The organism is Xanthomarina arctica (assembly GCF_014638915.1).
Lineage (GTDB): Bacteria > Bacteroidota > Bacteroidia > Flavobacteriales > Flavobacteriaceae > Xanthomarina > Xanthomarina arctica.
Genome location: NZ_BMFQ01000003.1, coordinates 607,471 through 634,056 on the forward strand (window position 1 = coordinate 607,471; position 26,586 = coordinate 634,056).

Genomic DNA, 26,586 nt, shown 5'->3' on the forward strand with positions numbered 1-26,586 from the left:
TTTTTATTTAGCAAATATATATTTTTATTATAGTATAACAAGTTTCTCTATTTTTTCTACTGTTTTATTTAATGCAGCCGAACGGACTGTTAGCTTATAAATATAAACACCTTTTCCTATTTTGTCTCCAAAATCATCTCTTCCATCCCAAATAATTTCTCTTGATAATGAAGAGCCGCCATCGTTACAGCAATTTCCTGAATTTGTTTGTCCACTGAGAGTTCTTACAATTTTTCCAGTAACAGTAAATATCTGCACTAAAACGTCTAATGGTTCCGAACTATTGTGGTTAAACCAAAATTCAGTGTAATTAACGAAGGGATTTGGATAATTTAAAACATTTTCGATGACCAACTCTTGATTCTCGTCAAACACCACAAATTGTATTTCTGTTTCAGAAGAATTGTTATAAACATCCCATGCTTTTATAGATAACGTATGCAAGCCAGGCTCCAAATCTCTTAAAGGGTAATTTACAATACCTTGTTGATAATCGTCAAGTTCTGTTTGGTAATAATCGTTTAAAATATATGGATTGGCTTCATCTCCATCTAAAACACCTACAATATCATGTCCAATACCACTAGCTGTATTAATCCCGTTTTCATCTTGCAGCTTTACCAATAAACTTGGAGACCTATTTGTAATACCGCCAGAAACAAAGCTTTCATCATTCATATAAGCCGCAATTACTGGGCCTATATTATCTTCTGGAGCATTTTCGTTTAAACCTCCAATTTGAACTTGATTGACACTAGCTCCAGCCTGATCTATTAGAACGCCTTCCTTTTTAGCATAAAAACTTACTTTACCAAAACCTACTGGAATCCCAATATCCTTTGGTACAACAAACTCGATATCAAATTGACCGTTGGTTACAGAAGCCTGCCCTCGGAAAATAATTGGTCCAAGAGTTTCAAAATCCATAATTATTAGTTGACCATTAGATGTGGTTCCGTCATTTCCTAAGGTTTGTCTTTGGATGTTCTTATCGTAAATTGTGGTTGAAAGTATCCCATTATAATTTGTTATCACGTTTCCTGACAAGTCAACGACTTCTCCAGATAATTTAACACGACTCAAGGCCTGCAAAACATCTGTAGGTCCTGAAATTGGCGCATCGTTTATTTTTGTTAAAACAATGTCTGGTTTTGGAAATGTTAATTTCATGGCTGGATCACCAATAAAAAACACCAATCTTCTTTGTGAAATAATGGAAATTGCTGGATCTATTTTTGTAAGTCTTAAAGCCTCAGCCATACTAGGATACTCATAATCTGGATACGTATCATTATCGCTATATGAAAATAGATATTCTTCTAAAACATTATTAAAGCTAATCCCTACGTTTACAAAAACTTGTCTAGTTGTTGTAATTAACCCTATGGCACCACCATCTTTATTCCAATAGGTATATTCTCCAGCTGTAGGTCTTAAAGGGTTATCGAATTTGGTAAATTCACAAGTAACCGTAACAAAGCAATTAAGTTTACAGAAATTATTAAGTCCTTGAGCATCAGGTTTTTCAAAAATACGTTCGTGAGCTAAACCATCTTCTCCCCCATGACCAAAATAATTTATTACTGAAGCACCATTTTCTATGGCATTTTTTATAGCCACATTAACTGTTGGATACCTATTACCTCCAGCAGAAGATTCTTGTACAAAAGCATCTGAATGTATTTTGGTAACATTTAGAAATGGTTTTTCGAGTGCCACTGCGTTACCAATTTCATCTGTAGTTTCCTCAAGAGATTGTTCCCAGCTAGCATCGACATCATCTGAAATAACTACAAAGTTATTTCTCCAACTCCCAAATGAGGCTTCACTATAATATCTTTCAATTTTATCGACCAACTCTCTAGCACTCTGATAATTTTCGGCCAATATTCTACCTGTAGCGATATCTAATTTATCTGAAATAGCCATATCCCCTTCGTTAAAATCCATCATCCCAAAAAAGTCGTCAGATATAAACGAGTTGGTAAGATTAAAACTATTGTAGGCATGCCAAGATGGTACTAAATTAGTGTTATTTGGAATTCGGTCCTTATAATCGAAAGAGCCATCTCCAAATAGACATAAATATTTCACCCTCTTTTCTGGAGTCGAGGCATTGTCATACACATATTTTACTAAATTTCTTATCGCTCCAATATCTTGATTTCCTGTACTAAATTCGGCGTAGATTTCATCTAAGGTCACAACCTTAACATATAAGTTATACTGCGTCCTATTTATTTGAGCTAATCTTTCGGCTTGACCTTTTAAAAAGCTTGGAGTTATTATTAAATAATCAATATCTATATCCTGACCTTGTGCATCTTTAAAAATTGTTCCTTTAATATTTTGATTATAAACCGAAGAATTAGAAGCTAAAAAAGGTTCATAATAATTTAAAGGTGTTACAATGGCATATTTTTTTAAACTTCCCAAAGTGGAGGTAAAACTTAAATTAGAACTATTCCCTGGATTTAAATAAGTGGTAACATTATATATGTCTGTTACATTCCAAATTTCATTTACCTGAGCTGTATTGGTAACATTATATTGACCAATTCCAGACATTAGGGTAACCTCCTTATTTTTAAAAGTGAATTGATTTCCTGAGAAATTTAATGCTCTAGTGGCCTCAAGCGAAATATAATCTATATAAGCTAAGGCTGACGGATTACCACCATTATTATGTGTTAATGTAACGGCCAGGTTAGATGAATTAACAGTAATGTTGTTATTGTAACTAGATTCTGTAGCTAAATTAGAATCTGTAATTGCAGCAAGAGGTAAGGTGGTTATGTTGTCACCATTAACATTGACTGACATTGTTGTTGGGGTAACAGAAGTACCTGCAACAAATACTTTTAGATTTACTGGTATAGTGGTTACCAAGTCTGGAAAACTAAAATCGAAGGTTTTGGTATCGTCCACATCAAACTTATCGCCAAACCAACGTCTTCCAACACTTACTAGGTTATACTCGTCAATTTCATGATATTTATAATCCTGAAAAGTATCAATCATTAAATCCACTGCACCAGATGGTTGCATAAAAGGTTGCACTCTTTTTCCGTTTCCTGGACTTATATTTATATAATAATAGGTTTGATCTGTGTAGCAATTAATATTCGTGTTACTATCTGGACTAAATTCATGCGGGCCTTGCGCATAAAATAAAATATAGTCACTATCGTGAAAAACACCATCACTCTCTCCAACTACTCTTATAGCATTCTCAGTAACATCAATAGGATAGGGAATAGAATTGGAATAAGGAATCATATTACCTCCATTTCCATATAGTTTAATGGTTCGAGGATCTATATTATTTACATTCACTCCCATTTGAGAGAGAAAGTTTTTTGAAATTTTAAAAACACCTGTTTTATCTACATAAAATTTATACCATTGCCCGCTACTTAAAACTGAATTCTGAATAACACGTTGGTTCTGGTTTCGGTAGGAAAGTTGTCCTCCATTAGAATAACTAACCGTAAACGATGTTACTTTCTTATAAACTCCATTGCCTGTTTTAATTATAGGAGATAACACAAAATATGCTTGCATCTTATCTCTAGCAATAGCTGTTTTAAGACTAAAGCGCAACTCTGTAGGCAAGGATTCTACATCAATATTTTTTAATTCGCTTCTTGAGATAGATGCATAGGTTACATTCTCAACCTTTACCGAAGACTCGTCCACAGATTGATTAATTTCCCATTGAGAAACAAACTGCACACCTTCTGTTACACTATAATTAAAGTTTGCCTTATTAAAAGACGGAACAGTAACACTAAAACTCCCTGTAGAGAACACCTCATCACCATCCCAAAGAATTTGAAATTGCTTTTGTTGAGAATAGATCACTAAGGAGGTAAAAAAGCTTAAGAATAATAATTTCTTTTTCATTGTTTAAATAACGTGAATAATTGCATGTTAGTATGACAAAACAAACAATTTTAAAAAACGTTTCAAATTTACAATAATAAATTATAAAAAAACACGTTATTTAAACACAAATTGGAGGATTAAAACGAGAAAAACATCGTTATAACGTGTAATAAATAGGATGAAATACATAAATATTTAATCATATTTTACATTTTATCTTGTATAATTACCGATAATTCTTATATTGCGTCACCAAAAATATTATAAGCTTACTTAAAAGTATGGATATGAAAAAAGTAATGGCATTCAAGATTTTGCTTCTAGTAGCAATTTCACTAGCTACGATTGGTTGTAAAAGATCATCAAATTCTAACAGCTCTAGAGCTACAGGTTGGGATATAAACGATAGAGAGGGTGGGTTTCAGTATAACACACAATTTCAAGAACAGGAAACTGCTCCAGGATTGGTGTTTGTTGAAGGTGGTACTTTTACTATGGGTAGAGTTCAAGATGATGTTATGCACGACTGGAACAACACACCAAATCAACAACACGTTCAGTCTTTTTATATGGACGAAACAGAAGTTACCAATAAAATGTATTTAGAATACTTAGATTGGTTAAAAAGAATTTATCCTCCTTCAGAAGAAAACTATAGAGCCATTTATGATGGTGCACTTCCTGATACATTAGTATGGAGAAACAGATTAGGATTTAATGAAGTAATGACTGAAAACTATTTACGTCATCCTGGTTATGGAGAATATCCTGTTGTAGGAGTTAGTTGGATTCAAGCAGTTGAATTTGCTAGCTGGAGAACAGATCGTGTTAATGAAATGTATTTAGAGGAAGCTGGTTACATTACTAGAGATGCTAAAATAGCGAGTGTTGGAGCTGGAGAAACATTCAATACCGAAACTTATATCAACGCTCCTTCTCAAGTATATGGTGGTAATGATAGTCTTACTAGTCCAGATAACACGAGAAGAAGAGTACAAACAACTGCTTCTGGTGATACTACTGGTGTATATGCTACTAGAGAAACTGGTCTTATTTCACCTAGTTACAGACTTCCTACAGAAGTTGAGTGGGAATATGCGGCATTAGGTTTAACAGAATTACGTAGTTATAACATCTATAGAGGTAGAAAAAAATACCCATGGGATGGTCAATACACACGTTCTGGAAAACGTAAAGTTCGTGGAGACCAATTGGCTAACTTCAAACAAGGTAATGGAGATTACGGTGGAATTGCTGGATGGTCTGACGATGGTGCAGATATTACTAATGAAGTAAAACAATACGAACCAAACGATTTTGGTTTATATGATATGGCTGGAAACGTAGCCGAATGGGTTGCCGATGTTTACAGACCGATAGTTGATGATGAGTTCAACGACTTTAACTACTACCGTGGAAACGTCTATACAAAAAATGCGATCAATGAAGATGGGACTGTTACTATTGTAACTACAGACGAAATTGTTTTTGACACATTACCTAACGGAAAAGTGGTTGCCAGAGATTTACCTGGAGAAATTGCTCAAATTCCAATTGACGAAGATGAAACATATTTAAGACAAAATTTTGACAGAAGTGATAACAGAAACTTTAGAGATGGAGACAAACAGTCGTCTCGTCAATACAGAGAAAGTTTTACTGAAACTGATGAAAATGGCAATATAATAGTAGGCGCCTCCGTAACAAGTAAAATGTACAATTCGCCTAAACACAGTGTTACTACAGACGATTCTACAGGAGTTTTAATTAGAGAATACGACAAGTCTAACAAAAGAACCTCATTAATTAACGACGAAGTTCGTGTTTACAAAGGTGGTTCTTGGAAAGACAGAGAATATTGGTTAGATCCAGCTCAAAGACGTTATTTCCCACAAACTATGGCTACAGATTATATTGGCTTTAGATGTGCTATGTCTCGTGTAGGTTCTAAATCGAAGAGCAAGAACAAAACAAAAAATTAAGAAATTTCATATCTTTTAAAAAAGTCCTAACAATTTGTTAGGACTTTTTTTATACATTTATTTTATGAACATCGAAAAATTACATAAGCTTTTCTTAAAGCATCCATCTGTTTCAACAGACACTAGAAAAATTTCTAAAAACAATTTATATTTCGCCTTAAAAGGCGACAATTTTAATGGCAACAGGTTTGCCAAACTAGCTATTGAAAATGGCGCTTCCTATTGCATTATAGACGAAGAGGAATTTGCACTTAACAAGCAATGTATTGTTGTTGAAAATGTATTAGAAACCCTTCAAGAATTAGCAAGATATCATAGAAGACATCTAAGCCTGCCCATTATTGCTTTAACAGGAAGTAATGGAAAAACGACTACGAAAGAATTGATTCATGCTGTGCTTTCTAAAAAATTCGAAACGGTTGCAACTTTTGGAAACCTCAACAACCATATTGGTGTTCCTCTAACTTTACTAAAAATGAATCACAATACCGAAATGGGTATTGTTGAAATGGGCGCCAATCATAAAAGTGAAATAGCGTTTTTATGTAACATCGCTTTTCCTGATTATGGTTTAATAACCAATTTCGGAAAAGCACATCTGGAAGGTTTTGGAAGTATTGAAGGCGTTATTGAAGCAAAATCAGAACTGTACAAACATCTTATAAACCATAACAAAACCATGTTTGTAAACTCAAGCGATTCTATTCAACTAGAGAAAAGTCAAGAAGCTACTACCGTTTCTTTTGGTCAAAACAAAACTGATAATTACATTATTCATTTTGTAAGCGCACAACCTAATGTTACTGTTCGTTTTAATAATATTGAAATAAACAGCCAACTTATTGGCGATTATAATTTCAATAACATAGCAGTTGCTATTGCCATTGGCGCCTATTTTAAGGTAGATGAAAAACTTATAAAAGAAGCAATTGAAAACTATACTCCAAAAAACAACAGGTCTCAAATTGTTAAAAAAGGAAATACTGAAATTATTTTGGATGCCTATAATGCCAATCCGTCAAGTATGACAGTAGCCTTGCAAAATTTTGGGAAATTAGAAACTACAAACAAGGTCGCTATTCTTGGAGATATGTTCGAGTTAGGTACAGATGCCAAAAAAGAACATTTAACAATTGCGACATTGGCAAATTCATTACCTATTTCAAAAATTATTTTTATAGGAGAAAATTTTCATAATGCCCTTCCAATTGGCCATGAAACGTTTAAAACCTTCAACGATTTTAAAGAACAATTCAATTTGAAAAGTTTAGAAGACGCCACCTTACTCATTAAAGGATCTCGAGGTATGGCTTTAGAGCGTATTTTAGATTTATTCTAATAGCTTATTCAATTGTATAATTATTATATTTATCTTTCATAGAACCTAATTTAAACAACAACTCATGAAACTAATTCGCACGTTATTTCTTTCACTTTTTGTTTTATCAATAACAGGATGCAAAACATCGCAGTCAACTATTACAGCTGAAGTAAAACTTCCTGTTTTTGAAAAATTAGCTTCCATAAAAAATGTTGTAGTCATCGAAAAAAGAGATGCTGTTAGTCATTTTAATGAAAATTATGAAATTTGGTTCGAACAGCCCATAGATTATAACGACCTTTCTAAAGGCACCTTTAAACAACGCGTGCTTTTAGGTTATGAAAATGCAACGCAACCAGTTATCGTGGAGCTTCAAGGTTATGGCATTGGCACTGAGAAAGCTGGAGAACTAGCTAGCCATTATAAAGCGAACCAGTTAAACATTGAACATAGATACTTTAATAATTCGAAACCAGAGAGCATCGATTGGAATACGCTTACTGTAGAAAATGCCGCTAAAGATCAAGCAAGAATTATTGATGCTATAAGGGATGCGTTATTTCCAAATGCTAAATTTATTTCTACAGGAATCTCTAAAGGATGTCAAACAACCATGTTACATCGAAGATATTTTCCAGAAAATGTGGATGCCTGTGTTTGTTATGTTGGCCCTTTGAATTATGAACGTGAAGACCCTAGAGTTTATGAGTTTTTGAACAATGTAAGTACACAAGAGAATAGAGATAAAGTAAAAGCTTTTCAAAACTTATGCTTTGAAAATAGAGACGCACTTTTAGAAATGATGAAAGCCTCTGCCGTTGAAAAAAACATGTCTTGGGAATTTGGCGTAGATAAAGCTATCGATTATACCATACTTGAATATTCATTTGCCTTTTGGCAATGGGGAGTTCCAACAGAAAGCATTCCTACAGAAAATGCTACTACCCAACAGATTTACGATCATTTAATTAATGTGGTTGGCTATGGTTTTTATGAAGAAAAAGGGGTTCAAGGTTTGCAACCATACTTTTGGGCTGCATTAACGCAACAAGGTATTTATGGTTATGAAACAGCGCCTTTTAAACAATATTTAAACACCGAAGAAATTTACACATTCGAATGGGCTTTCCCTGAAGGCATTTCAAAACCATACGATTTAGCACCTATGTTGGAGGTTCAAGCTTTTCTAGATAATTCTGCGGAAAACATGCTATTTATTTATGGTGAATATGATGCTTGGAGTGCAACAGCTGTAGAGCTAAAAGATGATGCTTCAGATAGAGAAGTCTATAAATTTGTCCAACCACAAGGAAGTCATACCACCAGAATAAAAAGCTTTAGTCCAGAAAGTCAGAAAGAAATTTACGCTATTATTGATGGCTGGTTAAAAGAATAAGTAATTTGAATAAGTATTTCTATTTAGATACTATATTATCCAATATTGATACCATTTTCACTGATGTTCCGCCAAAATGTAATTAGAATTCAAATTTTGGTTACTTTTAATCTATGGATCATATTTTACAAATTGGAGACTCTTTTATAGAGCAAAACACTATTTTTTCTGAATTAATTCTAGAATTAAAACAGAGTTTCTCTAACAATAATGTCATTGTTCCCTTACGCCATCATCACGATTTTCCAAATCCTGAAGTCAGCGCAGACTCGACACTTTTATTAATGCCAGCATGGAATCCGAGTAAAATTGCTGGTGTAAAAATTGTTACAGTAAGCCCAGAAAATAGTCAGTTTGGATTACCTTCCATTCAAGGCACCTATATTTATTTTGATGCTTTAAAAGGAACTGTAAAGGCTATTATGGAAGCTAAAAGTTTAACTGTTAAACGAACAGCAGCAGCATCTGCTTTAGCTTCATCTTATTTATCTAGGAAAGATTCAAAATCCATGTTAATGATTGGCACTGGAGCCTTATCTATAAATCTAATTAAAGCACACGCTTCGGTTAGACCAATTGAAAACGTCTTTATTTGGGGTAGAAATTTCAAAAAAGCTGAAGCAATTGCTAAAGAGCTTAAAAATGAAAAATTCAACGTTTACCCTATTAAAACCATTGAAGAAAAGATTTCAGAAGTCGATATTGTTTCTTGTGCTACATTATCTAAAACGCCTTTAGTTTTAGGTGCCTATTTAAAATCCGGGCAGCATTTAGATTTAGTAGGCGCATACAAACCAGACATGAGAGAAGCGGATGATGACACCATCAAAAAAGCTTCCATCTTTATTGATACCTTTCAAGGTGGCTTAAAAGAAAGTGGAGATATTGTTATTCCTTTAAAAAATGGGACTCTTCAAGAAAAAGATATTAAAGCAGACCTATTTCAGCTTTGCTCCAATCAAAAATCGGGAAGACAAAATAAAGATGAAATCACCTTTTTTAAGTCTGTTGGTCATTCATTGGAAGACTTAACTGCAGCTACTTACTATTATAATAAATTTAAAAATGACTAACACCTATCAAAATATCCTAAGTAAAACCGATTTTAAACCAAATAAAAATTGGCTTCAAATTAAAACAATTGATATGCATACAGGGGGCGAACCACTTCGTGTTATTGTTGATGGTTTCCCAGAATTAAAAGGGAATTCCGTTTTAGAATATCGCAAATATTGTCTTAAAAATTTTGATCATTTACGAACAGTTTTAATGTTTGAACCCCGTGGACATGCAGATATGTATGGCTGTATTTTAACACCTCCAAATGATGATGAAGGCGATTTTGGGATTATCTTTTTACACAATGAAGGCTACTCAACCATGTGTGGACATGCCATTATAGCCATTTCAACTTTGGCGGTCGAAATGAATTGGATAGCCGTAAAAGAAGGAGAAAACATTTTAAAAATTGATGCGCCTTGTGGTAGAATTACTTCCTTTACGCAAGTTGAAAAAGGCCAAGTAACGAGTGTAAAGTTTCATTGTGTACCAAGTTTTGTTGTTGGTTTAGACAGAAAGGTCCAAGTAAATGGCCTAGGAGAAGTAACTTATGATTTGGCTTATGGCGGTGCTTTTTATGCTTATGTAGATTTGGCAAAAAACAATTTTGACTTCAATTTAAAACCAGAATCTTATCGTTCTTTAATTACAAAAGGCATGGACATTAAACATGCTGTCATGGAAAATGATAAAGAGATTCTTCATCCATTTGAGGAAGATTTAAGTTTTCTTTATGGCACCATTTTTATAGATAATAGTAAACAAGAAAATGGAGTAGATAGTAGAAATGTGTGCGTTTTTGCAGAAGGCGAAGTCGATAGATGCCCTACAGGATCTGGTGTTTCCGGAAGAATGGCTATTCATAAAGCTAGAAATGAAATAAATTACGGAGACAAAATGACCATAGAAAGTATTACAGATTCTGTGTTTACTGGCTCTATTCTTTCAGAAGAAAATTACGGTCCGTTCAAAGCGGTCATTCCACAAGTAGAAGGAACCGCTTATATTACAGGAATGCACACCTTTGTAATTGACCCGAATGACCCAATGAAAGATGGATTTATTTTAAGATAAGGATTTCATCAACGCTTCAATCTCTTCGATTTCTATTGGCATAGCTTCGGTTAGATTGAAGTTTCCATCTTTGGTAATCAAGTAATCGTTTTCTAATCTGCAACCAATACCTTCTTCTGGAATGTAAATTCCTGGTTCGCAAGTTAAAACCATTCCAGCTTCCAATGGTTTAGAATACAAACCAACATCATGAATATCCAACCCAATATGATGAGCCGTTCCATGCATGAAATATTTTTTATATAATGGCTTTTCAGAATTCTGATTTGCAACATCAATTGCATCTAAGAGACCTAATTTTATAAGTTCTGCTTCAACAAGTTTTGCCATTTGAGCTTCATAATCTGAAGGCAGAATTCCTGGTTTCAACAACTTACTTCCTTCTTTTAAACAGTATAAAACGGAGCTGTAAACTTCTTTTTGTCTTTTAGAAAATGTCCCGTTTACAGGAAAACACCTAGTTGTATCGCTGTTATAATTCGCATAACAAACGCCAAAATCTAGAAGAATCATCTCCCCATTTTCACACACATCATCATTCGTATTATAATGAAGTGCGCAGGCGTTTTTCCCGGAAGCGATAATAGGTTTAAAAGCGTGACGCGTGGCTCCAGATTTTATTAAATTATAAGATAATTCAGCTTCAAGTTCAAACTCCTTCATATCAGGCTTGCATGCCTTCAAAACACGCTTAAAAGATTCAACACTAATATCTGCTGCTTTTTGCATCATGGCAATTTCTTCATCAGATTTAATAAGTCTTAAATCTCGAGTAATTTTTGCCACACGATAATAGTCATGCAAAGGATATTTTTCCTTGCACCAAATTATCATTCTATCTTGTTGTGTTTGTTGATTGAAGGTTACACGTTTAATATGTTCGTTGTGCCCAAGATAAATGCCATCAGCATCAAAAGCCATGAGTTGCAAGACTTTTTCAAAATCATGAACCCACTCTACTCGTGAAATTCCTGAAATATCTGCAGCTTGTTCCTTGCTTAACTTATCGCCATCCCAAATTTTAACTTGCTCGTTTGTTTCCTTAATAAACAAAATCTCGCGATTCTCTCTTTTATAGGCATTAGGATACATTACCAAAATGGTTTCTTCTTGATCGATACCACATAAATAAAACAAATCGTTATTCTGGGTAAACCCCATGACATCGTCTGCATTGTTATGTTTCACATCATTGGATGTAAGAATGGCTAAAGAATTAAATGACATTTTTTTACTAAAATGAATTCTATTTTTAATAAATAGCTTATTTGAAATTTGATTATATCTCATGTTTAAAATTTTCTATCTGGATGAAATGGATTGATGTTTAATGTTGTTTTTTTATCTGAAATAATTTCAGATATTAATTTTCCGGTTGCAGACCCCATACTTAAACCCATCATGGCATGACCTGTTGCAATGGTTAAGTTTTTACATTTTGAAGATTTTCCAATATATGGCAAACCATCTGGAGAAACAGGTCGTAAACCTGAAGCTACATCGTTTTTTTCTTCTTGAGTAAGTGTTATTTCTGGATAAAAACTTGATGCAGCTTTAGCAATCGCCTCTACTCGAACTTTATTGATGTTGTCGTTTATTCCAGCAATTTCCATGGTTCCTGCAAAACGAGTAAAACCATTCATTGGAGTTACAGCCACTTTAGCTTCAGCTAAAATGGAAGGAATAGTAATTCCTGTATCTTGCGTTGTATTTATCCGATAACCTTTTCCTGCTTGAAGCAACAACTTTAAGCCTAATTTTTTACTTAATAAGGAACTCCAAGACCCAGCCGACAAAACAAATTCATCTGCTTTTAAGGTTTGATTATTCGTTTTAACAGCTTCTATTTTTTCATTATTTACGACTAAATCTTCCACCTTTTCATTTGGAAAAAACCGAACGCCAACTGCTTTTAAATGCGCTTTCATCTCGGTCATAAATTCCTGAGGCGTCATATGAGAGTCACACTTAAAATAAGTGGCTCCTTTAATATTAAAAGTGGCATTTGGCTCTAAAGCTTTTAATTCTTCTTTGCTAATTTCACTAACGTCTAAACCTTCACGTTTTGCTAAATGTGCCATTTCAATTTCTTCCTCAAGCATCTTATCTGTTTGACACAACATAAGCAAGCCTTTCTTCTGGTAATGAAAATTAAAATTTTCATCCCGCTTAATATCATCATATAAATCCTGACTCCATAAAGCAATTCCTTTAATAGCAGGAATAGCTCTTTTAACATGATTGGCATCACAAGATTTATTGAACGCCAATGTCCATTTAATAAAATCGGTATTCAAACGTGGTTTTATATATAACGGACTTGCCGAATTCAGCATCCATTTTAAACCTTTTTTCATAACTCCAGGAGCCGATAATGGCACTAAATGGCTTGGCGACAAATACCCTGCATTGACATAAGAAGCTCCTGTATCCATGTTAGACTGATCTATAATAGTTACTTGATGTCCTTCCTTTTGAAGGTAGTATGCAGAACATAAACCAATGATGCCTCCGCCTATAATTATAATGCTTTTTGACATTTAACTTCTTATTTTAAACTTATTACAGATTAAAAAACTAATTATTCTATGTTTCCTTTTTTAATACGATCTACTGTTATAATTCGAAATGTATTTGAATTTACTGTGATTTTAATATTATACTCGATGTTTGTAATATAAAAATTCTTTCCTTTCTTATTGAAGTACGCTATATCTGTTTCTGCTAAGACCTTCTTAATAAGCGCTTCACTTTCTTCTTTGGAAAAATTAGTGCCTAATTTCTTATTTATCCTTTTATAAACAAGTTCCGTATAACAATGATTTTTTAAAATGTCTTCCTTGTTTATTTTCATAGTAATAATGCGAAAGCGTTATACTTGTTTATTGAGATTCCCAATCAAGTTGGGAGTAATTTAATTCTTCGAATTAAATTACCTGAAAACCTAAAGCATACGGGTCATCTTCAGTATCTATAGTAATAGTATTATGTCCAAAAACTTTTGCCCAACCTTGGATGCTAGGAAGAATTGCTAATTTCCCATCTAAAGTAGTTTCTTTTTCAACACGTCCAACAAATTTACTTCCAATAAAACTCTCATGAATATAATCTTCTCCAACTTTCAATTGTCCTTTGGCATGTAATTGTGCCAATCTTGCTGAAGTTCCTGTTCCACACGGACTTCTATCGATAGCTTTGTCGCCATAAAAAACAGCATTTCTGCCATGCGATGCCGGATCGATTGGAGTTCCGGTCCAAAGCATGTGTGTGACATCTCGAATGGTTTCATTTTCTGGATGAATAAATAAAGTTGGATATTTTTCATTGATCCGTTGTCTAACTACTTGCGAATATTGAATGATTTTTGAAGCAGAAAAATCCTGAACTCCAGAGAAATTTTTCTGTGGATCTACAATGGCATAATAATTTCCACCATAAGACACATCGAATGTAATTTCTCCCAATTCGGGACAATCAACCGTTAAACCTTCCGCCGCTAAATAACTTTTCACATTAATTAGTTTTACCCAATCGACTTTAGTTCCTGTTTGTTGATATTCAATTTCTACCAATCCAGCCGGAGCTTCCATTCTAATTTTTCCTGGAATTTTTGGAATAACTAAACCTTCTTCAATAGCAATGGTAATGGTTCCAATAGTTCCGTGTCCACACATGGGCAAACAACCTGAGGTTTCAATAAACAGAATGGCAAAATCGTTTTCTGGATGGTGTGGTGGATATAAAATACTACCACTCATCATATCGTGACCACGAGGTTCAAACATGAGACCTTTACGGATCCAATCGTACTCTTTTAAAAAATGCTGACGCTTTTCGCTCATGGTATTTCCAACCAAGTCTGGACCACCATGTTTTATAACTCTAACCGGGTTTCCACAGGTATGCGCATCGATACAAACAAATGTGCTTTTATTCATTTTTAACAGCTTCTATATAACTATTTACTCTTTGTTCCATAATAGATAAGGTTACTGTTCCTTCTCCTAAAATGACTTCGTGAAACTCTCGAATATCGAATTTATCTTGTAATTCAGTTTCAGCTCTTTCACGTAATTCTCTAATTTTTATTTCGCCTATTTTATAGGAAATAGCTTGTGCTGGCCAAGAAATATATCTATCCGTTTCGGTAGTCACTTCGTGAATAGACAAAGCTGTATTTGAAGCCAAATAATCTAGAACTTCTTGCCTAGTCCAGCCCATGGCGTGAACTCCAGTATCGACAACCAATCTACAGGCTCGCCACATTTCATAAGTTAACTGACCAAATTTCTCGTAAGGTGTTGTGTAAATCCCCATTTCATCGGCTAAATATTCGGAGTATAAACCCCAACCTTCCCCATAAGCAGAAAGGTATAAGTTTCTTCTAAACTCTGGAATGGAATCACCTAATTCGTTGTTTAAAGAGATCTGTAAATGATGCCCTGGAACAGCTTCGTGCGCAGTTAAAGCGGGAATAGTATATAAGGTTCTACTTGGTAAATCATAAGTATTCACCCAATAAAATCCTGCCGTTTTATCATTGTCTGACCCTGAATATCTTCCTCCAGTATATTTTGGTGCAATAGCGGCAGGAACAGGAACAACGCCATATGGTTTTCTTGGTAAGGTTTTAAAATATTTTGGTAACTCACCGTCTATTCTTTTAGAAATATCACGAGCAAACATCATTAATTCTTTAGGCGTTTTTGCGTAAAACTGTGGATCGGTTCGAAGAAATGCTAGAAAATCTTCAAAACTTCCTTCAAATTCCAATTCGTCAATAATGACTTGCATTTTGCCTTTAATTCTAGCCACTTCCTTTAACCCTATTTGATGGATATCTTCGGCTGTATATTGATTGCTTGTGGTAAAATAATTAATTCTATTTTGATAAAAAGCTTCGCCATTGGGTGTAGATGTGATGCCTAATTTTTTACGAGAATTTGGAAAATACTCGATTTCAAAAAAATCTTTAATCTTTTGATATTGAGCAACCACATTGTTTTCAATACTGAGTTTAACAACTGTCAAAACACTGTCTTTTTGCTGCTTAGTAAGACTTTCAGGCAAGGTATTAAAAGGTAGATAAAAGTCGCTTTTAGTATAATCATCAACAAGATGTTTATTATACGTAAAACTATAGTCACCAAAAACAGCTTTTGGTTGCGACATGCCTTCTTTCACGCTTTCCTTTAGAAGTGCTAAATTATAATCTACCGTTTTTGGTAAATCGTTTAATTGGACTAAATATTCTTTTACATCTTCATAATCTGCAAAAGTGATATTTGCCATATTGCTTAAATTTAAATGAAAAGCAGATTCTGAAGTAATCGTATTGAGATAGGTTTTAAAGGTATTTGTATCGATTTTATCTTGTAAGACAAATTGTAACAATTCCAAGGAAATAGTCTCAGATTCCGATAGCGTTTCTTCATTCACTTTTGAAAGTTCTTGCTGAAGTTCCTCTGCAAAATCTGCTTCCTTTTGATAATATGCAATGGTATTTTCTACTGATTCATTTCGTTCAAAATCGTATTCTCTTTCAGTTTCATATGTTTTAATAATATCTTCCAACAATACTTCTGAAGAATTATTTTCAGGGACTTCTTTTTTACAAGCTATAAAACTGCACAAAAAAAAGAGGGTTAAAAGTTTTGAAACTTTCATAGAATTAGATAGTATCTGTGGTTTGCTTGTTATTTACTGAACGTGAAATATTTAATGGGTTTTCATTCTTTAATTCATTTGGCAACAAATTATTTGGCCAATCTTGATAACTAAAAGGTCTTACCCAACGTTTGATGGAATTAATACCAACTGCCGTAAATCGGCTATCCGTTGAAGCTGGATATGGACCACCATGAACCATGGACGGGCAAACCTCAACCCCTGTTGGCACACCATTGTAAATGATACGACCTACACGATTTTGTAAAGCATCAATAACTTTAGGATAATGAGTTGCTTCATTTTCATCGGCAATTAAAGTTCCTGTTAACTGTCCTTCAAGTTTTGAAATAATCTGTTCTAATTGTTCGGCACTTTCACATTGAACAACCATAGAATAAGGCCCAAAAACTTCTTGATGTAATGATGTATTATTTAGAAAAGTAGCCCCTTCAACTGTAGTTACCGTTTGTCTAGCATAATTTGATTTTACATCTGAACTATAATCGGCAACAACGGTTAATTCGGGCTGAGACAATGCTTTTTGTTTGTTACGCTCATAAGCTCCAATAATATTTGGATGCAACATGCAAGTAGGTTCTATTTTTATAATTTCATTGGATAAATTTTGAATAAAATGTGATAAACTGTCACCTTTAATTCCTAATAGCAAACCAGGGTTGGTACAAAACTGACCTGTTCCTACCATAATAGATCCAGCATAGGTTTTTGCTAGCGCTTCACCTCTACTCTTTAAAGCTTCTGGCAAAATAACTACGGGATTGATGCTTCCCATTTCAGCAAATACTGGAATCGGTTCTTCACGTGTTGCTGCTAAATCGTACAAAGCTCGACCTCCACGAATACTTCCGGTAAAACCTACTGCTTTAACTCCAGGATGAGAAACCAATTGTGTTCCTACATCTATTCCACTACTATTTATATTTGAAAACACCCCATTTGGCATGCCTGTTTTTTCTGCGGCTTTGATAATTGCCGAAGCTACTAATTCGCCAGTTCCTGCATGCATAGGATGTGATTTTACAATAACTGGGCAACCTGCTGCAAAAGCGGCGGCTGTATCTCCTCCAGCTGTCGAATATGCCAAAGGAAAATTACTAGCTCCAAAGACTACTATAGGACCTAATGGCACCATCATTTTTCTTATATCAGATTTTGCCATAGGCTGTCTCTCCGGTTGCGCCGTATCTATGGTAGCTTCTACCCAAGACCCTTCTTGAACTAATTCGGCAAAGGCACGCAATTGGCCAACTGTTCTGCCTCTTTCGCCCATGGCACGACCTTCTGGTAAACCTGTTTCAGAACAATAAGTTTTTATTAATTTGGAATCTAACGCTAAAATTTCGTCTGCAATCGCATTTAAAAAAGCCGCTTTCTCTTTCCCAGAAGTACTTCTAAATGTTTTAAATGCATTTGAAGCCATTGAGACTGCTTCATCTATTTCTTCTTTTGTTGCTTCGGTATAAATAGGATTGTTTTCAATATTCAACTGCGGATTAAAAGTTTTATACGTTTTAATTCCTTTTGCTGAAAGTTGATTTCCTATATAATTTTTTCCTGATATCATGTTATAAATTTTTATAATCTGGTAGTGTTGGTCTGTTTTTCAAACTATCTTCTATCACTTTTAATACGTGTTTACGCTCCTCTCCAAAAAGTGGTAATCTTGGCTCCCGAACGTTTTCTGTACCAATACCAGTGGCTACTTCTGCCAATTTAATATTCTGTACTAATTTAGGGTTAATATCTAACTCTAACAAAGGCATGAACCATCTATAAATGTCAAGAGCTTCTTTTATTCTGCCAGCTTTTTGAAGTTCGTAAATAGCCACAGTCTCTGCTGGAAAAGCACAAACCAAACCTGCTACCCAACCATCTGCTCCTAACAACAAACTTTCTAGAGCTATAGTGTCTACACCAGTCATGATCTTTAAACGATCTCCAAAACGATTTTTAATTCTAGTAATATTTGTAGTATCTCTAGTAGATTCTTTAACAGCTTCAATATTATCGCATTTTAAGAGCTCTTCGAACATGTCTAAGGTGACTTCAATTTTATAATCGACTGGATTGTTATAAACCATAATTGGTAACGACGTATTATTAGCCACTGCTTTAAAATATTCTACAGTTTCTCTATCTCCAGATTTATATCTCATGGGAGGCAACATCATAAGCCCTTTTGCTCCATCTTCTTCCGCTTTTTGAGCAGCATGAATAGCTGCTTTGGTAGCTTGTTCGGCAATGTTTATGAACACAGGAACCTTCCCTTGAACAATATCTACGGTAGTTCTTGTTAAAATACGTTTTTCTTCATCTAATAACGTACTAGCTTCACCTAAGGTACCTCCAAGAACAATCCCGTGAACTCCGGCTTCTAATTGTGCGTTGATATTAACCTCGAACATTTTTAAATCCAATTCATCTGCATGGTTGAACTTAGTAGTAACTGCTGGCATGATGCCTTTCCATTGAATACTCATAATTTGCTTTTTTTAATTATCACAAATTTAATTAAGAATGGCATTGAATATTAACCTGACATTATCCAATTATAATACTATATTATCTTATTATTATCAAAAATGCTAATAATTGCTTAATTTTGTACTCAAAATTAGCTTATAATGAAAGTACTACCTTTTAAAATTCCTAAACCAGAAGGTTCCAACTTAGTTTATCAAGTAGATCTGGAACCTTATTTTTATAATAAGTTACATCAGCATGAAGAAATTCAAATAAGTTATATCGTTAGTGGGGAAGGCACTTTAATTGTAGGTGACACCATTAATTATTATAAAACAGGGGATATTCTTATTTTGGGAAGTCAATTACCACATGTATTTGAAAGCGATCAAGAGAAGCACAGTCAATCGCATATGCAAACGCTTTTTTTTACCGAAAGCAGTTTTGGAGAAGGCTTCTTTGGATTAGAGGAATTAATAGAATTACAAGTTTTCTTCAAGCAAGCCAAACATGGATTTAAAGTCAATTCTAATCAAATTGAAATAATAGCTCTATTTAATCGAATTGAATTGTCTTCAAAACTGGATAGATTTACCATTTTATTACATCTTTTAAAAATTCTTTCTATTAGTGACTATAAGAGTTTATCATCTTTTATATATGAAAAAAATTATTCTCTAGTTGAAGGTGAACGCATGCGGGATGTTATTGAATATACCATGTCTCATTACGAAAAAGACGTTACCCTAGAATCGGTTGCTAATGTGGCTAACATGACGAAAAACGCATTTTGCAAATATTTCAAAAAATACACAAATAAAACCTATGGGAAATTTTTAAATGAATTACGCATAGAACATTCCTGCAAGCTCATGCTATCTGGAAAGAACCTTACTATTTCTGATGTTGCATTTAAAGTGGGATTCAACAATATTTCAAATTTTAATAGACAGTTTAAAAAAGTGAAACATAAAACACCTTTAATTTTCAAGAACGAAAATTTTCATATTAAAAAAGAATAAAAGAAGTGTTACATAACCCTGAACGAAACCGCTTCTTCAAATACAAAATCCAAATGGCAGTAGCAATTTGTTCTTTTTTTATTTCCTCTGATTCCAAAATAAATTTTGAATTTCGAATAAAAGTAATAAAAGAGGGATTACATATCCCTGGTCGAAACCGCTCCTGCAAATATAAAATTCAAATTGCAGTAGCAATTTGGTCTTTTTTTATTTCCTCTGATTTCTAAAATAAATTTTGAATTCCGAATAAAAGTAATAAAAGAGGGATTACATATCCCTGGTCGAAACCACTCCTGCAAATATAAAATCCAAATTGCAGTAGCAATTTGGACTTTTTTTATTTCCTCTGATTTCAAAATAAATTTTGAAATCAGAGGAAATAAAAAAATCCACACTAAAAGTGTGGATTTCCTATTTGATGTGGGCGATGAGGGATTCGAACCCCCGACCCTCTGGGTGTAAACCAGATGCTCTGAACCAACTGAGCTAATCGCCCTCTGTAATTGGATTGCAAATATACACCCCTTTTTGAATCTACAAAAGGTTTTTTGAAAAATTTTTAAATTATTTCTGCAACAACAAAAGTACTGCCTCCAACATAAATTAAATCGGTATCTCTTGCGTGTTTTTTCGCGCTTTTTAAAGCCTCATTTACACTTAGATAGCTCGAACCTTTAAAGCCGAACGCCTTAAATTGCTGTTCCAACAAATTGATGTCCATTCCGCGAGGAACATCTGGTTTGCAAAAGTAATAAGTGGCTTTTTTGGGTAAAATGTCTAAAATAGAAATAAGATCTTTATCACTAACTACTCCAAACACCATATGTAAGTCGCTAAATTTCTCTTCCGCCAATTGTTTAACTACATAATTTAGTCCTTCTCTGTTGTGAGCTGTGTCGCAAATTATTCTAGGTTGCTCTTGCAATATTTGCCATCTTCCCTGCAAACCTGTGTTTTTTACAACCTGAAGCAACCCGTTTTGAATTTGCTTTTTTGAAATCAAAAAGGACTTAGATTTGAGAACTTTAATAGTTTGTAAAACTGTTTTAATATTTTTCCGCTGATAATTGCCTTTTAAATCGCTTGAATAAACTTCATCAATTAAAACATCTGCAAAATAAATATCCGATTGATTTTTCTTAGCCATTTTAGTAAAAACAACCATTGTTTCTTGCTGTGTTTCACCAATAACCACAGGAACATGTGACTTTATAATACCTCCTTTTTCAAAAGCAATAGCTTCTAAGGTATTTCCTAAGAACTGGGTATGATCGAAACCAATATTAGTAATGACAGAAACTTCAGGAGTAATAATGTTTGTAGAATCTAATCTCCCTCCCAAACCAACTTCAATAACAGCGATGTCCACTTTTTGTTTTGCAAAATAATCGAAAGCCATGCCTGAAGTCATTTCAAAAAAAGATAAGCTATGAGCCTCTAAAAATGTCTTATTTCGTTTAATAAACTCGCGTACAAAAGCTTTGCTTACTACCGTTCCGTTAATTCTTATCCTTTCTCTAAAATCTTTTAAATGTGGTGAAGTAAACAATCCCACTTTATAGCCCGCTTCCTGCAATATGGAAGCCAACATGTGACTTGTAGAACCTTTTCCGTTGGTTCCGGCTACATGAATTGTTTTAATATGATGTTCTGGATTTTTTAGATGCGCAGCAAATAACAAGGTATTATTTAAATCTGCTTTATAAGCCGATTTCCCTTGTCGTTGATACATTGGAAGCTGAGAAAACATCCAACTAACGGTATCTTGATATGTCATTATAATTGTTATTGACCTAAATTGAAGTTTACTTTTACAAAACCAATTTGCTTGGTTGGTGCATTATTATCTGCTCTCCATTTATGTGATAAAGCAATTTTTTTTGCTGGTTCCAATAAGCAAGAAGCTGTATTGGTTGTTCCCTTAACACCAGGAATGGCCTCTATAACATCGCCATTTCTATTGACAACAATCTTTACGATTACCATACCAGATTCGTTACAGTCTTGTTTAAAAACTTTTTTTGAAGGCGTTCCTCGTCCTTTTAAACCATACCCAACGCCTCCACTACCAGATCCAGGTTCACCAAAATAACTTGTGGCATAGGGATCTCCATCTAACTGACCTTTATCTCCTGCTTTATTGTCATTGCCTTCACCTCCAGATTGTTGACCTTCAGATTTACTAACCCCGCCAATTAAAGCATCCAGTTTTTTCTTTTTGGCATCTTTTTCAGCCTGTTCCTTGGCTTTTTTATCTGCCTCGGCTTTCGCCTTAGCATCCGCATCAGCTTTGGCCTTAGCGTCAGCATCAGCTTGAGCCTTGGCTTTCGCATCCGACTCTTTTTTGGCTTTTGCGTCAGCGTCCTTTTTCTTTTTTATGGCAATAGATTCAGCATTATCATCCGTTAAAACATCCTCTGCTTTCGTTTTTGAAGATGCCGCTTCTGGTTGTTTCTGTTCTGGTTGCTTAACGGCTTCCTGTGGCTGTTCTATAACTTCCCTTGGTTCAGATTTGATAGGTTTTGCAGGTTGTATATCTCCACTTCCAAAATCGGTGGTCCCAAAATTTACAGCTATGCCATATTCTTCTGGCGGATCCATATATTCCGTACCAACTATAAACAATAACAAAATAATCAACACCGCGATTAGCGCGGTAATTTTTGCTGAATTACGTTCATGTATGGTTTCGAAATATTTCATGTTCTTACTTATTATTTACCAATAGTCTTGTTAAAGATCCAAAAATTCAATTCCCAATGCATTTAGATATTGGACATAGATCTTTCATAAAACTAATTGGGTTTCACTGCTAAAATAACCTTAAACTTATTTCTGTTAGCAATATCCATAACCTTTACTACATGTTCTACGGGAACAGATTTCTCTGCTCTTAAAACTAAAGTTGGTTTATCTTCTGTAGATAATGCCGCAATTAATTCAGATTCTAAGACACTTTCGCCAACACGTTTTTGATCTATATAATAAGTCAAATCTTTTTTAATACTTACGGACACCGACTTCTTGTTTTCTGTTTTTCCACTAGCTGTAGGTAATAAAATATCTATAGCATTAGTGGTTACCAAAGTGGATGCAAGCATAAAAAAGATAAGTAACAAAAAGACAATATCTGTCATAGAAGACATATTGAACTCTGGTGTTACTTTATTTCTTCCTCTTAAATTCATTAAATTGGTTCGTTTAAGTGATCTAAAAATTCTAATGAATTAGCTTCCATTTGATATACAACTTTATCGGTCTTTACTACCAAATGGTTATAAGTAATGTATGCTATAATACCAACAATTAAACCTCCAACAGTTGTTGTCATAGCTGTATATAATCCATCGGCTAATAATTTAATATCTATTTGACCTCCTGAATTTGCAATTTCGAAAATGGATAAAATCATTCCAATTACAGTACCTAGAAATCCAATCATAGGCGCTGCACCAGAAATGGTGGCAAGAACACTCACATTTTTCTCCAGACCATAAATTTCTAAACGTCCCGCATTTTCAATAGCTGTATTGATATCTTCTAGAGGTTTTCCGATTCGAGAAATACCTTTGCTTATCAATCTTGAAACAGGAGAATTAACTTGAGCACATAATACCTGAGCCGAATCTATTTTACCATTAGAGACATGGTCTTTAATTTGGTTCATAAAATTGGCATCTATCTTGGAGGCTGCTTTAATAGCAAACAAGCGCTCAAAATAAATATAAGTGGCAACAATTAACAATACAAACAAGATGGTCATAATAATCATCCCAGCTGTTCCTCCGCTCGTTATCAACTCGATTATGGACAATGTTTTTTCTACAGGCTCGACATCAGTCAGTAGCTCTGCTCCTTCTTGAGCATCTTGTAAAAATAAGTTCATCATATTTTATTCTATTAGTACGCTTATAACGTTCGTTTATATTTTAAATTATACTTAAAAAATAGTTCTAGTAAACATAAAGGCAATCGAGCCTACTAGGAAGCCAATTAAAGCCAACCAAGATATTTTCTTTAAATACCAGAAAAAGTCTATTTTCTCCATTCCCATGGCAACAACTCCGGCGGCTGAACCAATAATTAACATACTTCCTCCTGTTCCTGCAGAAAAGGCAATAAAATGCCATAACTCATTATCGATAGGTTCTGTGAACATCCCTAAACTAGCTGCTACTAAAGGCACATTATCGATAACTGCCGATCCCACTCCTAATAATAACACCACTAAATCTGAAACGCCTGCATGGTGCAATTCTGTTCCTAACATTGGCATATTATCTTGTAAACTTGTAGCAAAACCAAATAAAATCCCAAGAGATTCTAAAGCGGCAACAGCCATTAAAATTCCTAGAAAGAAAAGTATACTAGGCAACTCTATTTTAGCTAACGAAGCATGTACAGGGCTATGATGTCCTTCGTGATCTGAAGCTTCAGAGCAATCATCGCCATCATAAGATAAAGCGAATTTAGAATTACTGTACAGTTCCGCAAATATGGCCACAACACCTAATGCTAACATCATCCCCACATAAGGAGGTAAATGTGTAATGGTTTTAAAAATAGGAACGGAAACAATTCCTCCCAATCCTAAATACAACATCGTTGCACTGTATTTACTTTTAGGTTTATCATTTTTATCTTCTTCAACATTTTCTAAATTCCCCTTAAATGCTGGTAAAAATGAAGCAATAAAAGTTGGAACCAACATACATAATAGTGATGGTATAAATAGGTATACAAATAAGTGTCCTGTTGTTACTTTTTTACCAATCCACAACATGGTAGTTGTAACATCTCCAATTGGAGACCAAGCACCTCCTGCATTTGCAGCAATAACTATCAGTCCAACATACCAGATACGAACACTTTTATCACTAACAAGTTTTTGCAAAATCGATATTAAAACGATAGTAGCTGTTAAGTTATCTATTATAGCTGAAAGAAAAAATGCTAAAAAACCGAAAATCCACAGAATACGTTTTTTACTTTTTGTCTTTACAAAACCTTTAATGGTTGCAAAGCCATCGAAATAATCTATGATTTCAACAATAGTCATGGCTCCCAATAGGAACACCAATATTTCGGCAGTTTTACCAAGATGGTGCAATAAAGTTTCTTCCATTAAATGTAACTTCTCTTCGTGACCTAGAAGGCCGAAATTTTCAAGTAATGTGTGTGTGGAAGAGTCAAACCATTCTGTAAAATGATCTAAACCTAAAGCTATTAAAGCCCAGCAGATAGCCATCATGACTAAAGCAGGGATAAGTTTGTCTATTTTTAGGTTGTGTTCTAAGGTAATAGCTAAATACCCAAGTACAAATACTAATATGATAATTGTTTCCATAAAATTTAACTATTATATAAGTTGTTTTAATGCAATTTCGAATGCGGTTTCGCTAATATCGGTTTTTGATTTGTTTTGATTGTAAACGTTTTGAATGGCTTTCCTAATGGTATTCGAAGTATCATTAAAAATAGCTTCGTCCGTCATTGTAACACGAGCTTCCATGAAATAAGCAAATACGCGAGCCATTCCACAATTAGAAATAAAATCTGGAATGAGACTAACACGCTTATCTGTATGCTCCATAATAGATCCGAAAAATATTTCCTTGTCAGCAAAAGGCACATTGGCACCGCAAGAAATAACTTCCAATCCACTACCTATCAATTGGTCTACTTGATCTCTTGTAATTAATCTGGAAGCAGCACAAGGTGCAAATATTTCTGTTTGCAGTCCCCAGATTTTTTCATTAATTTCATTAAATGGAATCAAATGGTTTGACACAAGTGTATTTCCTGTTTTGGCTAAAAATAAGTTGGTAATTTCTTCAAATGTAAATCCCTCTTCATTTATCAACCCACCAGAAATATCAATTATACCGACCACTTTGGCTCCCATTTGACTTAAATAAAAAGCGGCAGCAGCTCCAACATTTCCAAACCCTTGAACAACGGCTTTTTTCCCTACAACACTGCCTCCATAAATCTCATAATATTGTTTTACAGCTTCGGCGACACCAAATCCTGTAATCATATCTGCAATGGTATATTTTCTTTTAACACTTGGAGAAAAATCAGGATTTTCAATAACCTTAATAACACCTTGCCTCAATTGACCAATTCTATTAATTTTATCTGCTTCCGTAGGTCTAAAATGCCCGTTAAAAACACCTTCTTGTGGATGCCAAACACCACTTTCTTCGGTAATAGGAATTACTTCATGGATTTCATCGACATTTAAATCGCCTCCAGTACCATAATAGCTTTTCAACAAAGGGGAAACGGCTTTATACCAGCGTTCTAAAACGCCTTTTTTTCTTGGATCCTTCGGATCGAAATTTATCCCAGATTTTGCACCTCCAATAGCTGGACCAGAAACAGTAAACTTAACTTCCATGGTTTTAGCAAGAGACAGAACTTCGTTCATATCTAATCCTTTTCTCATTCTAGTTCCTCCACCAGCAGCTCCACCTCTTAAAGAGTTTATAACAGTCCATCCTTCAGCATCCGTTTCTGGATCTTTCCAATTAAAAATAATTTCTGGCTCTTTGGCTTCGTATTTTTGAAGTAATTCTTTCATCTAAGTAATGTGATTTACAAACAAGTGAAAGTCATCGAATAATAAAAATCACAACTAATTGCGAACTATTAACGAGACAATATTTCATTCGGATGGTTATTTAA

At 34.3% G+C, this 26,586-nt stretch carries 20 protein-coding genes and 1 tRNA gene; 6 read left to right on the plus strand and 15 right to left on the minus strand.

Annotated features, from left to right (window positions below):
* Positions 1-27 precede the first annotated feature (27 nt).
* Entirely contained in the window at positions 28-3,906 is a 3,879-nt protein-coding gene (gene porU, locus IEV77_RS13960; RefSeq protein WP_188465863.1) for a type IX secretion system sortase PorU, read from the minus strand.
* A 263-nt stretch (positions 3,907-4,169) separates the two neighbouring features.
* Here porU and gldJ point away from each other — a divergent pair, with 263 nt between their 5' ends.
* From gldJ to IEV77_RS13985, 5 genes are all read left to right on the plus strand, one after another.
* Positions 4,170-5,870 (plus strand): gliding motility lipoprotein GldJ, encoded by a 1,701-nt coding sequence (gldJ, locus tag IEV77_RS13965; protein ID WP_188465865.1) that lies wholly within the window; start codon positions 4,170-4,172, stop codon positions 5,868-5,870.
* 64 nt (positions 5,871-5,934) lie between these two features.
* Positions 5,935-7,209 (plus strand): UDP-N-acetylmuramoyl-tripeptide--D-alanyl-D-alanine ligase, encoded by a 1,275-nt coding sequence (locus IEV77_RS13970; protein WP_188465866.1) that lies wholly within the window; start codon positions 5,935-5,937, stop codon positions 7,207-7,209.
* A 64-nt stretch (positions 7,210-7,273) separates the two neighbouring features.
* Positions 7,274-8,587 carry a S28 family serine protease gene (locus IEV77_RS13975; RefSeq protein WP_188465868.1) on the plus strand — a complete coding sequence of 438 codons (1,314 nt, stop codon included), beginning with the start codon at positions 7,274-7,276 and terminating at the stop codon, positions 8,585-8,587.
* A 113-nt stretch (positions 8,588-8,700) separates the two neighbouring features.
* On the plus strand, positions 8,701-9,660 hold the full coding sequence (gene lhpI / locus IEV77_RS13980; protein ID WP_188465870.1) for a bifunctional Delta(1)-pyrroline-2-carboxylate/Delta(1)-piperideine-2-carboxylate reductase: 960 nt from the start codon (positions 8,701-8,703) through the stop codon (positions 9,658-9,660).
* Positions 9,653-10,720 carry a proline racemase family protein gene (locus tag IEV77_RS13985; protein ID WP_188465871.1) on the plus strand — a complete coding sequence of 356 codons (1,068 nt, stop codon included), beginning with the start codon at positions 9,653-9,655 and terminating at the stop codon, positions 10,718-10,720. The genes lhpI and IEV77_RS13985 overlap by 8 nt, the downstream gene beginning before the upstream one ends.
* On the opposite strand, the gene IEV77_RS13990 is transcribed toward IEV77_RS13985, so the two are convergent.
* The 7 genes from IEV77_RS13990 to IEV77_RS14020 all read right to left on the minus strand — a co-directional run bounded on the left by IEV77_RS13990 (position 10,712) and on the right by IEV77_RS14020 (position 18,891).
* Positions 10,712-12,010 carry an aminopeptidase P family protein gene (locus IEV77_RS13990; protein ID WP_188465873.1) on the minus strand — a complete coding sequence of 433 codons (1,299 nt, stop codon included), beginning with the start codon at positions 12,008-12,010 and terminating at the stop codon, positions 10,712-10,714. The genes IEV77_RS13985 and IEV77_RS13990 overlap by 9 nt on opposite strands.
* A gap of 2 nt (positions 12,011-12,012) precedes the next feature.
* Entirely contained in the window at positions 12,013-13,260 is a 1,248-nt protein-coding gene (locus IEV77_RS13995) for an NAD(P)/FAD-dependent oxidoreductase (protein ID WP_188465874.1), read from the minus strand.
* Positions 13,261-13,301: 41 nt separating this feature from the next.
* Positions 13,302-13,574, minus strand: a complete 273-nt coding sequence (locus IEV77_RS14000) for a DUF3781 domain-containing protein (protein ID WP_188465876.1) — start codon at positions 13,572-13,574, stop codon at positions 13,302-13,304.
* Between the two features lie 73 nt (positions 13,575-13,647).
* Positions 13,648-14,658 (minus strand): 4-hydroxyproline epimerase, encoded by a 1,011-nt coding sequence (locus IEV77_RS14005; RefSeq protein ID WP_188465877.1) that lies wholly within the window; start codon positions 14,656-14,658, stop codon positions 13,648-13,650.
* Positions 14,651-16,387: a DUF885 domain-containing protein gene (locus IEV77_RS14010; protein WP_188465879.1), complete on the minus strand. Its 1,737-nt coding sequence runs from the start codon at positions 16,385-16,387 to the stop codon at positions 14,651-14,653. Before IEV77_RS14010 ends, IEV77_RS14005 begins: the two co-directional genes overlap by 8 nt.
* Positions 16,388-16,391: 4 nt before the next feature.
* A complete protein-coding gene (locus IEV77_RS14015) occupies positions 16,392-17,975 on the minus strand; it encodes an aldehyde dehydrogenase (NADP(+)) (RefSeq protein WP_188465881.1) in 1,584 nt (527 codons plus the stop codon).
* Between the two features lies 1 nt (position 17,976).
* Positions 17,977-18,891 carry a dihydrodipicolinate synthase family protein gene (locus tag IEV77_RS14020; RefSeq protein ID WP_188465883.1) on the minus strand — a complete coding sequence of 305 codons (915 nt, stop codon included), beginning with the start codon at positions 18,889-18,891 and terminating at the stop codon, positions 17,977-17,979.
* A 144-nt stretch (positions 18,892-19,035) separates the two neighbouring features.
* On the opposite strand from IEV77_RS14020, the gene IEV77_RS14025 reads away from it, so the two are divergent.
* Positions 19,036-19,896: an AraC family transcriptional regulator gene (locus tag IEV77_RS14025; protein WP_188465885.1), complete on the plus strand. Its 861-nt coding sequence runs from the start codon at positions 19,036-19,038 to the stop codon at positions 19,894-19,896.
* 421 nt (positions 19,897-20,317) lie between these two features.
* Here the strand turns inward: IEV77_RS14025 and IEV77_RS14030 are convergent.
* From IEV77_RS14030 to IEV77_RS14060, 7 genes are all read right to left on the minus strand, one after another.
* A tRNA-Val gene (locus IEV77_RS14030) sits at positions 20,318-20,392 on the minus strand.
* A 63-nt stretch (positions 20,393-20,455) separates the two neighbouring features.
* Positions 20,456-21,673: a bifunctional folylpolyglutamate synthase/dihydrofolate synthase gene (locus tag IEV77_RS14035; protein ID WP_188465887.1), complete on the minus strand. Its 1,218-nt coding sequence runs from the start codon at positions 21,671-21,673 to the stop codon at positions 20,456-20,458.
* Positions 21,674-21,681: 8 nt separating this feature from the next.
* Positions 21,682-22,599 carry a cell envelope integrity protein TolA gene (gene tolA / locus IEV77_RS14040; RefSeq protein WP_188465889.1) on the minus strand — a complete coding sequence of 306 codons (918 nt, stop codon included), beginning with the start codon at positions 22,597-22,599 and terminating at the stop codon, positions 21,682-21,684.
* A 92-nt stretch (positions 22,600-22,691) separates the two neighbouring features.
* Positions 22,692-23,084: an ExbD/TolR family protein gene (locus IEV77_RS14045; protein ID WP_188465891.1), complete on the minus strand. Its 393-nt coding sequence runs from the start codon at positions 23,082-23,084 to the stop codon at positions 22,692-22,694.
* A complete protein-coding gene (locus IEV77_RS14050) occupies positions 23,084-23,785 on the minus strand; it encodes a MotA/TolQ/ExbB proton channel family protein (protein WP_188465893.1) in 702 nt (233 codons plus the stop codon). The genes IEV77_RS14045 and IEV77_RS14050 overlap by 1 nt, the downstream gene beginning before the upstream one ends.
* Before the next feature lie 51 nt (positions 23,786-23,836).
* Entirely contained in the window at positions 23,837-25,243 is a 1,407-nt protein-coding gene (gene nhaD, locus IEV77_RS14055) for a sodium:proton antiporter NhaD (RefSeq protein WP_188465895.1), read from the minus strand.
* A gap of 12 nt (positions 25,244-25,255) precedes the next feature.
* Positions 25,256-26,482 (minus strand): Glu/Leu/Phe/Val dehydrogenase dimerization domain-containing protein, encoded by a 1,227-nt coding sequence (locus IEV77_RS14060; RefSeq protein ID WP_188465897.1) that lies wholly within the window; start codon positions 26,480-26,482, stop codon positions 25,256-25,258.
* Between the last annotated feature and the right edge of the window lie 104 nt (positions 26,483-26,586).

Excerpts from the sequence above, each read along its gene's own strand:
- porU (WP_188465863.1), bottom strand. The coding sequence starts at position 3,906 with ATGAAAAAGAAATTATTATTCTTAAGCTTTTTTACCTCCTTAGTGATC.
- gldJ (WP_188465865.1), top strand. The coding sequence starts at position 4,170 with ATGGATATGAAAAAAGTAATGGCATTCAAGATTTTGCTTCTAGTAGCA.
- IEV77_RS13970 (WP_188465866.1), top strand. The coding sequence starts at position 5,935 with ATGAACATCGAAAAATTACATAAGCTTTTCTTAAAGCATCCATCTGTT.
- IEV77_RS13975 (WP_188465868.1), top strand. The coding sequence starts at position 7,274 with ATGAAACTAATTCGCACGTTATTTCTTTCACTTTTTGTTTTATCAATA.
- lhpI (WP_188465870.1), top strand. The coding sequence starts at position 8,701 with ATGGATCATATTTTACAAATTGGAGACTCTTTTATAGAGCAAAACACT.
- IEV77_RS13985 (WP_188465871.1), top strand. The coding sequence starts at position 9,653 with ATGACTAACACCTATCAAAATATCCTAAGTAAAACCGATTTTAAACCA.
- IEV77_RS13990 (WP_188465873.1), bottom strand. The coding sequence starts at position 12,010 with ATGAGATATAATCAAATTTCAAATAAGCTATTTATTAAAAATAGAATT.
- IEV77_RS13995 (WP_188465874.1), bottom strand. The coding sequence starts at position 13,260 with ATGTCAAAAAGCATTATAATTATAGGCGGAGGCATCATTGGTTTATGT.
- IEV77_RS14000 (WP_188465876.1), bottom strand. The coding sequence starts at position 13,574 with ATGAAAATAAACAAGGAAGACATTTTAAAAAATCATTGTTATACGGAA.
- IEV77_RS14005 (WP_188465877.1), bottom strand. The coding sequence starts at position 14,658 with ATGAATAAAAGCACATTTGTTTGTATCGATGCGCATACCTGTGGAAAC.
- IEV77_RS14010 (WP_188465879.1), bottom strand. The coding sequence starts at position 16,387 with ATGAAAGTTTCAAAACTTTTAACCCTCTTTTTTTTGTGCAGTTTTATA.
- IEV77_RS14015 (WP_188465881.1), bottom strand. The coding sequence starts at position 17,975 with ATGATATCAGGAAAAAATTATATAGGAAATCAACTTTCAGCAAAAGGA.
- IEV77_RS14020 (WP_188465883.1), bottom strand. The coding sequence starts at position 18,891 with ATGAGTATTCAATGGAAAGGCATCATGCCAGCAGTTACTACTAAGTTC.
- IEV77_RS14025 (WP_188465885.1), top strand. The coding sequence starts at position 19,036 with ATGAAAGTACTACCTTTTAAAATTCCTAAACCAGAAGGTTCCAACTTA.
- IEV77_RS14035 (WP_188465887.1), bottom strand. The coding sequence starts at position 21,673 with ATGACATATCAAGATACCGTTAGTTGGATGTTTTCTCAGCTTCCAATG.
- tolA (WP_188465889.1), bottom strand. The coding sequence starts at position 22,599 with ATGAAATATTTCGAAACCATACATGAACGTAATTCAGCAAAAATTACC.
- IEV77_RS14045 (WP_188465891.1), bottom strand. The coding sequence starts at position 23,084 with ATGAATTTAAGAGGAAGAAATAAAGTAACACCAGAGTTCAATATGTCT.
- IEV77_RS14050 (WP_188465893.1), bottom strand. The coding sequence starts at position 23,785 with ATGATGAACTTATTTTTACAAGATGCTCAAGAAGGAGCAGAGCTACTG.
- nhaD (WP_188465895.1), bottom strand. The coding sequence starts at position 25,243 with ATGGAAACAATTATCATATTAGTATTTGTACTTGGGTATTTAGCTATT.
- IEV77_RS14060 (WP_188465897.1), bottom strand. The coding sequence starts at position 26,482 with ATGAAAGAATTACTTCAAAAATACGAAGCCAAAGAGCCAGAAATTATT.